The following is an 11,014-nucleotide window of genomic DNA, read 5'->3' as shown; positions in this document are numbered from 1 at the left end:
CCATGCGCAACTGTCCGACATCAAGCTCCGGCCCGACCTGGTGCGCTCGTTCTTCGGGCATCCAAGTGTCGCCTATATTTCTGACTGATGAGTAAGAGCGCTGGATTCCCGCCTGCGCGGGAATGACCAGCGGAGCGCGCGGCGGCCGGGAGCGCTGGATTCCGCCTGCGCGGGAATGACGAGCGGGGAGGTGGGTGCGCCGTCGGGTGCGCAGTGCGACTCGACACCAAGAAGTGTGGGCTCGTCATCCTCGAAAGCCCAGGCTTGTCATCCCCGCGAAGGCGGGGATCCAGTCGCACTTCCAGACATCCGGAGCGCTGGATTCCCGCCTGCGGGGGAATGACCAGCGGAGCGCGCGGCGGCCGGGAGCGCTGGATTCCGCCTGCGCGGGAATGACGAGCCGAGCGCGGGAATGCGCGGCGAGTGGGAGAACTGGATTCCCGGTTGCGGGGGAATGACGCGCCGAACCGGAGACGGGATTCAAGCCAGCGCGGGAAGGAGGACCGGCCGGCACACAGCGCGGAATTCCAGACATCGTCCATAATCGCCGGCCCGATCCGCTTTCCCGGACCTGCAATGCTCAGCCGCGCCGAATTCGACGACCTGGTCGCCCAGGGCTACAACCGCATCCCGCTGGTGCGCGAGGTCCATGCCGACCTCGACACGCCGCTGTCGGTGTACCTGAAGCTCGCCGATGGTCCCTACGCCTACCTGTTCGAATCCATCGAGGGTGGCGAGACCTGGGGCCGGCATTCGATCATCGGCCTGCCGGCGCGCCGCACCTTCGAAGTGCGCGGACATGTCTGGCGCGAGTGCGAGCTGGGCGCCGTGGTCGCCGAGCGCGAGGTCGCCGATCCGCTGGCCGAGGTCGAGCGCGTGCAGCAGGCCTACCGTGTGCCGGCGCTGCCCGGCCTGCCGGCGTTCACCGGCGGACTGGTCGGCTATTTCGGATTCGAGACCATCACCTACGTCGAACCCCGGCTCGCCGGCAACACGAAGCCGGACCTGCTCGGTACGCCGGACATCCTGCTGATGGAATCGGATGCGGTGGCGGTGTTCGACAACCTGCGCGGCAGTCTGTTCCTGATCGTGCACGCGGATCCGTCGCAGCCGCAGGCCTATGAGCAGGCGAAGCGCCGGCTCGACCAGCTCGTGCATCGGCTGCGTGGCGGCGCACCCGGCTATCCGGAGGTGCTCGATCCGGCCAGCATCGACGAAAGCCATTTCGTTTCCGGTTTCACCCGCGAGGGCTTCGAAGCGGCGGTGCGCAAATCGAAGGAATACATCCTTGCCGGCGACATCTTCCAGGTCGTGCTCAGCCAGCGCCTGAGCGTGCCGTTCCGCGCGCGACCGATCGACGTCTATCGCGCGCTGCGCGCGATGAACCCTTCGCCGTACATGTATTTCCTTGACCTCGATGGCTGCCATGTCGTCGGCTCGTCACCGGAGATCCTGGTCCGACTGTCCGGTGACACCGTGACGCTGCGGCCGATCGCCGGCACGCGCCCGCGTGGCGCCACGCCCGACGAGGACGCGGCGCTCGCCACCGAGCTGCTTGCCGATCCGAAGGAAATCGCCGAGCACGTCATGCTCATGGACCTGGGCCGCAATGACGTCGGCCGCGTCGCGCAGCCGGGCAGCGTCAGCGTGCCCGAGCGCATGGTCATCGAGCGCTACAGCCACGTCATGCACATCGTCAGCCAGGTCGAAGGCCGGCTGCAGCCGGGCCTGTCGGCGATGGACGTGGTCCGCGCGACCTTCCCGGCCGGCACCGTCAGTGGCGCCCCCAAGGTGCGCGCGCTGGAAATCATCGCCGAGCTGGAACCGGTGCGCCGCAACGTCTATGCCGGTGCCGTCGGCTACCTGGGCTGGCATGGCGACGCCGATCTTGCGATCGCCATCCGCACCGCGGTCATCCAGGACGGCCAGCTGCATGTGCAGGCCGGCGCCGGCATCGTCGCCGACTCCGATCCCGCGAAGGAATGGGAGGAAACGATGAACAAGGGCCGCGCCCTGTTCCGTGCCGTGGCCCAGGCGGCCAGCGGACTGTAGCGGCCCGCACGTTGCCGTTCGTCAGGCGGTGCCGCCCATCAGCGACGTGACCGCCTCGTGCGCCTGGCGCGCCAGCGCCTGGCGGTCGCCCGGCTGCAGGCCGGCCGTTTCGATGGCTTCGCCGAAACGCAGGGTGATCGTGCCTGGCCGGACCTTGAAGCCGCCGGGCTGCAGCACCGAGCCACTGCCCTGGATCGCCACCGGCAGCACCGGGCAGCCGGCGGCGATGGCGATCTGGAAGGCGCCACCCTTGAACGGCGAAGGCAGGCCTTCCGGTTTGCGCGTGCCTTCCGGGAACGCGACCAGCGTGGCGCCGCCGCGCACCAGTTCCGCCGCCTGTTCGATGCTCGCGCGCGCCTTGCGGCCGTCGCCGCGGGCGATGCCGATCATGCCCATGGCGCGGATGTACCAGCCCAGGAACGGCACGCGCGTCAGTTCTTCCTTGAGCACGAAGCGCAGCGGCACCGGCGAGGTGCGGAACAGCGCCGGGATGTCGATCATCGACTGGTGGTTGGCGACCAGCACCTGGGGTCGCGACCAGTCCACCTGATCGGCGCCTTCGACACGCAACCGCGCGCCGGCGCCGAACATCAGTCCAGGCGCCCAGATGCGGCGCGCCAATGCCAGCGGCAGCTTCTGCGAACGGGTGACCGCATGGATCACGTAGGCGATGAGCAGGCCGGGCAGGGTCCAGCACAGGGTAAACAGCGCCTGCACGGCGTTGACGGGCCACCAGAGCACGGCAGCTGCCTGCCGCCACACCGGATCGGTGGGCAGTGATTGTCGGGAGGGGGTCGACACGGGGCGCGATTCTAGCCCAGCGCTGTGCGGCCGCCGCTGCGTTGCGTGGGTGCGGTTTGGCATCCGGCAAGCCGGGGGGGCGGTTGTCGATACGAAAATGCCGTCGCCGGGTGGCCAATGCCGCCATGGCGGCGGCACGCCGGCACGACCAGGCGGCTCCGGAATGGGCATCCGGCAAGGCGGGCGGAGCTTGTTGTCCATCGGGGGTGCCGTCGCCACCGTCGCGGGTTTGCGCGCCATCCCGGACGCGGCATCGACCTTGCCCGGTCGTCGCCTGCGAAACGGGCGTCAGTCGGATACGGCCGCAGCCGGCCCGGGTCGTCCGGCTGGCGGATCGGGCAGGGATCGCGTCGTCCCGCCCTGAGCTCGAACGTCCCGCCCCGAGGGACGGAGTCCCACGCGGGCGGGGCGCCGCTGCCCGATGCGCCTTCCTGGCTCACCGGGCCGTCAGCTCGCCCCCGCGCTCGCCGGGGCTTCGGTTATGCGGCGCCAAATGCACCCATGGCGCGCAGGGAAAATGCACGCTTTCCGCTGCGACGTGCCGTTCGATCGGCCCACGGCGTCGCTAACTGCCCGCCGTGGCGGAAGTTTTTTTCGCGCCCCGTTGTGCCTGTTCTTGCGAATGCGGTCACGAATAAACGCCAACAGGCTTATTTGCTTACGATTTTTTCTGGAGTACACTGCCCGAACCATCAGGGGGAGACACCGATGTTCAAGCGCCTGCTTGCGCCCGCCGTCGCACTCATGACGTTCGTGGCCGTGCACGCTGCAGACAGCGTGCTGCGCAGCGATCATCCCGATCGCTATGTGGTCCAGAAGGGCGACACCCTTTGGGACATCTCCGCGCGATTCCTGCGCCATCCGTGGTTGTGGCCGGAGATCTGGCAGGCCAACCCGCAGGTCGCCAATCCGCACCTGATCTATCCGGGTGACGTGCTCGACCTGAGCTACCTCGGCGGCAAGCCGCGGCTGAGCAATGGCGGCCCGCAGATCCGCAGCGACGACGAGGCCGCGATCCCGGCCCTGCCGCTGTCGCACATCGAGGCGTTCCTCAAGAGCGTCCGCGTCCTCGAGGGCGATGCCTGGAAGCACCTGCCCTACATCGTCGCGACCGAGGAGAACCGTCCGTTCGCGGCGGAAACCAATTACGTCTATGCGCGCAACCTCGACGCCCGCGCCGGCGACCGCGTCGCCATCGTGCGGCCGACCATGGCCTATCGCGAGGTCAGCAAGCGCAACCGCCAGCGCCACACCGTCGAGCAGTACGCCCGCGGTACGCCGTGGCGCGCCGCCGACAGCATCCATGCGCCGGCAGAGACCCGGCGCCGGGAGACGCTGCTCGGCTACGAGGTCATGGAAGTCGGCTTGGCGCAGGTGATCCGCACCGGCGATCCGGCCACGCTGCTGGTCGATGACTCCGACATGGAGATCAAGGCCGGCGACCTGATCGTGCCGGTGGAAGTCGCGCCCTACGACCTGTACTTCTATCCGCAGCCGCCGGTCTCGGTGCCGGCCGGAATGGAAGTGATGGCGGTGACAGGCGACGGCATCGCCGCCGGCAAGTACTACGTCGTGGCGCTGAACCGCGGCGCGCATGACGGCGTTGCCAACGGCCAGGTCTACAGCGTCTTCAAGCCCGGCGAGCACATCCGCGACGACGTGCGCTATCCGAACCGCAACGTCTTCCGCGACCATCGCCGTGATGACAGCCATGTCACGCTGCCGGACGATTTCGCCGGTCACGTCATGGTGTTCCGCGTCTTCGACCGCATCAGCTACGCGCTGGTGATGGAGGGGCAGCGCCCGATCCATCCGCGTGACCGACTGCGCGAGCCGTACACCCTGTAAGACGGCATGACCCAGGCCGGCGACGAACGCGAAGCCTGGTTGACCCTGATCCGCGCGCCCGGCCTGGGTGCGCGGATCGTCCGGCAGGTCCTCGACAGCGAGGGCTGCGCCCGCGACGCACTGCTGCGCTTGCGCAGGGCGCCAGCCAGCGAATCCGGCATCGCCGACGCCACCCGCGCCGCCCTGCTCGATCCGGACCTCAATGCGATAGATTCGGACCGGCACTGGCTCGACCAGCCCGGCCAGCACCTGCTCACCTGGCTCGACGCCGACTATCCGGCGCTGCTGCGCGACACCGCGCGGCCGCCGCTGGCGCTGTTCGTGCGCGGTGATCCCGGCCTGCTGTGGCAGCCGCAGCTCGCCATCGTCGGCAGCCGCAATCCCACCGCCGGCGGTCGCGACAACGCGCTCGCATTCGCGACGGCACTGGCGCGGTCCGGCGTCGTCATCACCAGCGGCCTGGCCGGCGGCGTCGACAGCGCCGCCCACGAAGGGGCGTTGCGCGGCGGCCGCACGATCGCGGTGGTCGGCACCGGACCGGACGTCGTCTATCCGGCCGGCAATGCCGCTCTGGCCGAACGCATTGCCGGAAGTGGCGCCATCGTCTCCGAATTCGCGCCCGGCACGCCGCCGCGGCCCGAACACTTCCCGCGTCGCAACCGGCTGATCGCCGGACTCAGCCTGGGCACGCTGGTGGTCGAGGCGGCATTGCGTTCCGGTTCGCTGATCACCGCGCGGCTGGCCACGGAGGCCGGGCGCGAGGTCTTCGCGCTGCCGGGCTCGATCCACAATCCCATGGCGCGCGGATGCCACCGCCTGATCCGCGACGGCGCCCGCCTGGTGGAGACGGCCGGGGAAATCCTCGAGGAACTGAAGCCGATGGCGGCGCGCCTGGCCGAGCGCCTGCGCGACACGCTGGCGGCCGATGCCGCGGTCCAGGACACGGCCGGTGATGCCGGAAACAGTGCCGGCCGGCTCGCCGATCCGGACTACCAGCGCCTCTGGGACGCCCTCGGCCACGATCCGCAACCGGTGGACGCGCTGGCTGAACGCACGGGTTTGACCGTCGCGGACATTTCCTCCATGCTCTTGATCATGGAGCTGGATGGCCTCATTACCGTCGGCGCCAACGGCCGTTACGGCCGGGCCGGCAGGAAGGCGGAATGAAAGAAAACATACTGGACGTACTGCTCTACCTCTTCGAAAACTTCGTCTACGACGACCCGGACAGCCTCAACGACCGGGACTCCCTCCAGGCCAGCCTGCTTGAGGCGGGCTTCTCTCCCTCCGAAATCAGCAAGGCCTTCGACTGGCTGGACGTTCTTGCGCGCGAGCGCCCGCAGCTGCGTCCCGCCACCGGAGGCGGCCAGGCGCCCCTGCGCGTCTTCGCGGCCGAGGAAACGGCCAAGCTGGACGTGGAGGCACGCGGTTTCCTCATGTTCCTGGAGCACAGCGGCGTCATCGATGCCGAGCGCCGTGAACTGGTGCTCGACCGCATCATGGCGCTGGACGCCGACGAGGTGGATCTGAACGACCTGAAGTGGGTCATCCTCATGGTCCTCTTCAGCCAGCCGGGCCAGGAGGCCGCCTGCGCCTTCCTCGAAAGCGACCTGCTCGAAAGCGAAGGCGAAGCGCTGAACTGATCCATCACCGCGGCCGGCACGCCGCGCCGTTCCGGCATATTCTTCGCCGGCGCGCCTGCGACCGCGTCGGCCAGGACCTCCCATGCCCACCATCGAATCCCGAATCCGCAGTTTCCTCGGCGAGCAGTTCCAGGCGCCGGACGACCTCCCGTCGGATGCCAGCCTGCTCGATGGCGGCATCATCGACTCCATCGGTGTGCTCACGCTGGTGACGTGGCTCGAGGAAGCCTTCGGCTTCGTCGTCGATGACGAGGACGTGCTGCCCGGGAACCTCGACGGCGTTGGCAACCTCGTCGCCTACGTGCAGCGCAAGCTGGACGAGGCCGCCGCGCGCGCTTGATGCGCTACGAGCGCTTCCTCTTCGACAGTGCGGCCCGTGATCCGGGCCACGTCGCGCTGGTCTGCAACGGCCGGCGCACGACGTATGCCCAGCTGGCCGACCAGGCGGCGCGTTTCGCGCGCGTGCTGCTGGACGAGGCCGGGCTGGCCAATGGCGACCGCTGCCTGCTGTTCCTCGAGAACCGCTCCGAGACCGCGGTCGCGCTGTTCGGCACGCTTGCCGCCGGCGGTGTCTTCAGCGTCATCAATCCGGCGACGCGCGCCGGCAAGCTCGCCTACCTGCTGCAGGACAGCGGCGCCGGCGTGCTGGTCACCCAGACCAGCCTGCTCGAACAGGCGCGGGAGGCGGCCGCGCAGGCGCCCGGCCTGCGCCGGATCATCGTCGTCGATGCGCCGGCCGGCGCGCTGCGCGAGGGCGAGCTCGACTGGGCGACCGCGCTGTCATCGGCGCAGCCGCTGCCGCCGACCCCTCGCGGCATCGACATCGACCTGGCGATGCTGGTCTATACCTCCGGTTCGACCGGCCGGCCCAAGGGCGTGATGATGACGCACCGGAACATGGTGCATGTTTCGGAGTCGATCACCCGGTACCTGGAAAGCCGCCCGGACGATGTCGTGCTGAGTGTCCTGCCGCTGGCCTTCGACTACGGTCTGTACCAGCTGCTGATGTGCGTGCGCATGGGCGCGACGCTGGTGCTGGAAAAGTCCTTCGCATTCCCGCAGAAGATCCTGCCCCTGCTGGCCAGTGAAGGCGTCACCGTCTTCCCGCTGGTGCCGACGATGGCGGCACTGATCGTGCAGATGCGCAACCTGCGCCCGGAATGGGTGGCCGGCGTACGCACGATCACCAACACGGCGGCGGCGCTGCCGCCCGCGCACATCCTGCGCCTGCGCGAGCTGTTCCCGAACGCGCGCCTTTTCTCGATGTACGGCGTCACCGAATCCAAGCGCTGCACCTGGCTGCCGCCGGACGAGCTCGACCGTCGCCCGGACAGCGTCGGCATCGCCATTCCCGACACCGAGGCCTGGGTCGCCGATGACGGCGGCCGACCGCTGCCGCCCGGCGAAACCGGCGAACTGGTCGTTCGCGGCGGCCACGTCATGCAGGGCTACTGGAACGATCCGGATGCGACCGCGCGGGCGCTGAAGCCGGGCCGGTATCCATGGGAAAAGGTCCTGCACACCGGCGACCTGTTCCGCATGGATGCTGACGGATTCTTCTATTTCGTCGCCCGGCGCGACGACATCATCAAGACGCGCGGCGAGAAGGTCAGCCCGAAGGAAGTCGAGAACGTGCTCTACGCGCTGCCCGGCGTGCGCGAGGCCGCCGTCGTCGGCGTACCCGACGACATCCTCGGCCGCAGCCTGAAGGCGATCATCGCGCTGGAGCAGGGCGTCGAGCTGTCGGCGCGCGACGTGGTCGCGCACTGCGCGGCGCAGCTGGAGGATTTCATGGTGCCGCGCCAGGTCGAGTTCCGCGGCGCGCTGCCGAAGACCGGCACCGGCAAGATCCGTCGCAGCGCCCTGCAGGCCGAAGCCGAAGGCAGGGTGCTACCGGCCGAGGATGAATGAAGCGCCTGCCGCGCCTGCCCGGTAAACGTCCGACACATGCAGCGCGCACAGGCTTCGCTACACTGGACAACCTGCAGACCGGCTGCCTGGAGACAGCGCTGCCAGGCTGCCGATTCAGCCCTTGCGACCACTGGGAGTCACCGACATGAATGCGATCACCGTGCAGCCGCTCAAGCAACTGGACAAGGCCCTGTCCGGCCTTCGCCGCATCGGCCTGCTGCCTGCCGACAGCAAGTCCGAAGAGGCGCCGGTGGTGGCGCTGATCGAGAAGATCACGCACCTGGACCCGGACCGGACGCTGGCGATCGCGCGCACGCTGGCGCAGGCCAGCCTGTTCAACCAGGTGGTGCGCGAGAACATCGACGCCATGCGCATCGGCGAGCGCTACAAGGCGATCACCCAGGGTTTCGACACCATCCGTGACGACGCCAAGCGCATGGTGCAGCAGGTCGACGACGGCAAGATCGACACCTTCGAGCGCCTGTCGAACATCTGGATGAAGGTGACGCGCGGCGACATCCCGTCGCGCTTCGACAAGATCAAGCAGGTCTACCTGGAGGTCGCCGCCGACTCCAAGGACCAGATCCAGCGCGAGCAGACCATCCTCGAGGCCTATCGCGACTTCCGCGTCGCGCTGAAGGAATCGCAGGTGCTCGGTTTCGAGGTGCTGAAGAAGGCCGAAGCGGTGCTCGAGCAGGCCAAGGCCGAGCTGACCACCGCCGCCCAGGCGCTGGAGTCCAGCACCTCCGAAGACCGTGTCGTGCTGTCCGGCCTGGAACTGGAGCGCGACCGCAAGCTCCGCGCCGTGCAGGACGAGGACAAGCGCTACCAGATCGCCAAGGACCTCGCCGAGAACCTGTCGATCGCCTACAACACCTCCGACGTGATCATGGCGCGCCTGATGCAGATCACCGACGCCAAGGAGCGCGTGTACTCGCAGGCCGTCACTTTCTTCGGCACAAACGAAACGGTGTTCACCGCGCTCAGCGCCTCGTTCACCGGCATGCATGGCCTGCACGAGGCCACGCAGACGCTGGAAGCCATGAAGGACGGCATCAACAAGAGCCTGGAAACGCTGGGTGAAGTCGGCGACAAGATCCAGGAGGCCGCCGTGCGCGCCGGCTACGGCCCGACCATCCGAGCCGAGTCGGTGAAGAAGCTGGTCGACGCCGTGGTGAACTTCCAGGAGAAGTCGCAGCAGATCATCGCCGAGATGCGCGACCTGGCCGAGAAGAACGAGATCGAAGTGACGCAGGCCGTCGAGGACGGTCGCCGTCGCCTCGTCCAGCTCGCCCAGCAGGCCCATTCGCTGCCGGGACCGACCACCGTCCAGCTGGACGGCTGATCGCGACCGCCGGAGACCACGGTGCGACTGCAGAAACCCGACGAGCACGACCCGGCCGCCCGCATCAGGGCGCGCCGGGAAGAAGCCAAGGCCAAGGCCGAAGCTGCGGCACCCGCCGTGGTGAAGGCGCCGGCGCAGCTGACGCTGGATGCCACCGACCTCGACCTGCTGCCGCCGATGCCCGATGACGGCGGCGGCCTGGACAAGGTCATGCTCGCCATGGACGTGGTCGACACCCTGCGCCACCAGCAGGACCTCGTCGAACATGCGCTCGGCCAGGAGGAGCGCGACGCCGAACTGATCGCGCGCATCCGCAAGATCTACGCCGACCAGGGCATCGAGGTCAGCGACGCGGTGATCGCCGAGGGCGTGCAGGCGCTCAAGAAGGACCGCTTCACCTACCAGCCGCCGGAGCGCGGTTTCGCGCGCCGGCTGGCGCACCTCTATGTCGATCGCGGCAAGTGGTTGCGCCGCACCGTGATCGTCGCCGGCCTCGGCCTCGCCGGCTGGCTGGCATTCGCCGTGCCGGACTGGATCGATGCCAGCCAGCGCGCCGGTGCGGTGCGCAGCGAAGTCGCCGACCTGCGCTCGCGACTGGCCCAGGCGCAGGAACGCCTCGCCAGCGCGCAGCGTGCACAGGCGGCCGTCACCGCGCCGGCCAACGGTGCCGGCCAACGCCTGCTGGCCGATGCGCGCGCCGAAGCCGCACGCGCCGCCCAGGCGCTGGCCCAGGCCCAGGCCGCCGTGCCGCGCCTGGATGGCATCGCTAGCCTCGCCGATGCCAGCGCCATCGAACAGGTGCTGGTACCGGTACGCACGCCGCTGGCGGATGCGGAACAGGCACTGCAGCAGGCGGAGTCGCGGCTGTCAGACCTGTCCAGCCTGGGTGGCCTGGAGACCGCACTGGCGCGCGCGCTCGCGGCGCTGGCTGGCGGCAATCTTTCGGCGGCGGCGCAGGCCGACGTGCAGGTGATCCACGCGCAGGCGCGGCAGGCGCTTGCCGCCGGCGACGTTCCGCTGGCGCGTGGCCGCATCGACCGCCTCAACGCGCTGGCGGAAACCGTTAACCAGGCCTACGAGCTGCGCATCCTGTCGCGGCCGAACGAGCAGTCCGGCGTCTGGCGCCATCCGGCCGACAACCGCAACGCGCGCAACTACTACATCATCGTCGAGGCCATCGGCCCCGACGGCCGGCCGGTCGAACTGCCGGTGACCAGCGAGGAAGACCAGGTGCAACGTCGCGTCAGCCGCTTCGGCATCCGCGTGCCACAGGCCGTCTATGACGCCGTGCGCGCGGACAAGCTCGACAACGGGCTGATCGACAACCCGGTGTTCGCGGTCAAGCGCCGCGGCGACCTTGAGCCGGTGTACCGGCACAACGTCGCCGGCGGCTACATCACCAGCTGGTGACGGG

Annotated in this window: 9 protein-coding genes; 8 read left to right on the top strand and 1 reads right to left on the bottom strand. The window is 68.9% G+C overall.

Annotated features, from left to right (window positions below):
- Positions 1–576: 576 nt before the first annotated feature.
- Positions 577–2,052, top strand: coding sequence for an anthranilate synthase component I (gene trpE / locus EDC25_RS11675; protein WP_123521261.1), 1,476 nt, complete (start codon positions 577–579; stop codon positions 2,050–2,052).
- A 21-nt stretch (positions 2,053–2,073) separates the two neighbouring features.
- Here trpE and EDC25_RS11670 read toward each other — a convergent pair whose 3' ends face one another.
- On the bottom strand, positions 2,074–2,853 hold the full coding sequence (locus EDC25_RS11670; protein ID WP_240639595.1) for a lysophospholipid acyltransferase family protein: 780 nt from the start codon (positions 2,851–2,853) through the stop codon (positions 2,074–2,076).
- A gap of 708 nt (positions 2,854–3,561) precedes the next feature.
- Between EDC25_RS11670 and EDC25_RS11665 the strand changes: the two genes are divergently transcribed.
- From EDC25_RS11665 to EDC25_RS11635, 7 genes are all read left to right on the top strand, one after another.
- On the top strand, positions 3,562–4,701 hold the full coding sequence (locus EDC25_RS11665; RefSeq protein WP_123521259.1) for a LysM peptidoglycan-binding domain-containing protein: 1,140 nt from the start codon (positions 3,562–3,564) through the stop codon (positions 4,699–4,701).
- A gap of 6 nt (positions 4,702–4,707) precedes the next feature.
- Entirely contained in the window at positions 4,708–5,868 is a 1,161-nt protein-coding gene (gene dprA, locus EDC25_RS11660) for a DNA-processing protein DprA (RefSeq protein ID WP_123521258.1), read from the top strand.
- Positions 5,865–6,344 (top strand): Smg family protein, encoded by a 480-nt coding sequence (locus EDC25_RS11655; RefSeq protein WP_123521257.1) that lies wholly within the window; start codon positions 5,865–5,867, stop codon positions 6,342–6,344. Before dprA ends, EDC25_RS11655 begins: the two co-directional genes overlap by 4 nt.
- Positions 6,345–6,426: 82 nt before the next feature.
- Positions 6,427–6,684 carry an acyl carrier protein gene (locus EDC25_RS11650; protein ID WP_123521256.1) on the top strand — a complete coding sequence of 86 codons (258 nt, stop codon included), beginning with the start codon at positions 6,427–6,429 and terminating at the stop codon, positions 6,682–6,684.
- The gene (locus EDC25_RS11645; RefSeq protein ID WP_123521255.1) at positions 6,684–8,255 is read left to right on the top strand and encodes a class I adenylate-forming enzyme family protein; all 1,572 of its coding nucleotides are present in this window, start codon (positions 6,684–6,686) and stop codon (positions 8,253–8,255) included. Before EDC25_RS11650 ends, EDC25_RS11645 begins: the two co-directional genes overlap by 1 nt.
- A 145-nt stretch (positions 8,256–8,400) precedes the next feature.
- Positions 8,401–9,600, top strand: a complete 1,200-nt coding sequence (locus tag EDC25_RS11640) for a cell surface protein (protein WP_123521254.1) — start codon at positions 8,401–8,403, stop codon at positions 9,598–9,600.
- Between the two features lie 21 nt (positions 9,601–9,621).
- The gene (locus EDC25_RS11635; protein WP_123521253.1) at positions 9,622–11,010 is read left to right on the top strand and encodes a DUF6384 family protein; all 1,389 of its coding nucleotides are present in this window, start codon (positions 9,622–9,624) and stop codon (positions 11,008–11,010) included.
- The last annotated feature ends 4 nt before the right edge of the window (positions 11,011–11,014 follow it).

This window comes from Pseudofulvimonas gallinarii, assembly GCF_004343305.1.
In the GTDB taxonomy this organism is placed as follows: domain Bacteria; phylum Pseudomonadota; class Gammaproteobacteria; order Xanthomonadales; family UBA2363; genus Pseudofulvimonas; species Pseudofulvimonas gallinarii.
The sequence above is the reverse complement of the archived record's forward strand: the minus strand, read 5'-3'. Positions and strand labels throughout refer to the sequence as shown.

Excerpts from the sequence above, each read along its gene's own strand:
- EDC25_RS11640 (WP_123521254.1), top strand. The coding sequence starts at position 8,401 with ATGAATGCGATCACCGTGCAGCCGCTCAAGCAACTGGACAAGGCCCTG.
- EDC25_RS11665 (WP_123521259.1), top strand. The coding sequence starts at position 3,562 with ATGTTCAAGCGCCTGCTTGCGCCCGCCGTCGCACTCATGACGTTCGTG.
- trpE (WP_123521261.1), top strand. The coding sequence starts at position 577 with ATGCTCAGCCGCGCCGAATTCGACGACCTGGTCGCCCAGGGCTACAAC.
- EDC25_RS11650 (WP_123521256.1), top strand. The coding sequence starts at position 6,427 with ATGCCCACCATCGAATCCCGAATCCGCAGTTTCCTCGGCGAGCAGTTC.
- EDC25_RS11655 (WP_123521257.1), top strand. The coding sequence starts at position 5,865 with ATGAAAGAAAACATACTGGACGTACTGCTCTACCTCTTCGAAAACTTC.
- dprA (WP_123521258.1), top strand. The coding sequence starts at position 4,708 with ATGACCCAGGCCGGCGACGAACGCGAAGCCTGGTTGACCCTGATCCGC.
- EDC25_RS11645 (WP_123521255.1), top strand. The coding sequence starts at position 6,684 with ATGCGCTACGAGCGCTTCCTCTTCGACAGTGCGGCCCGTGATCCGGGC.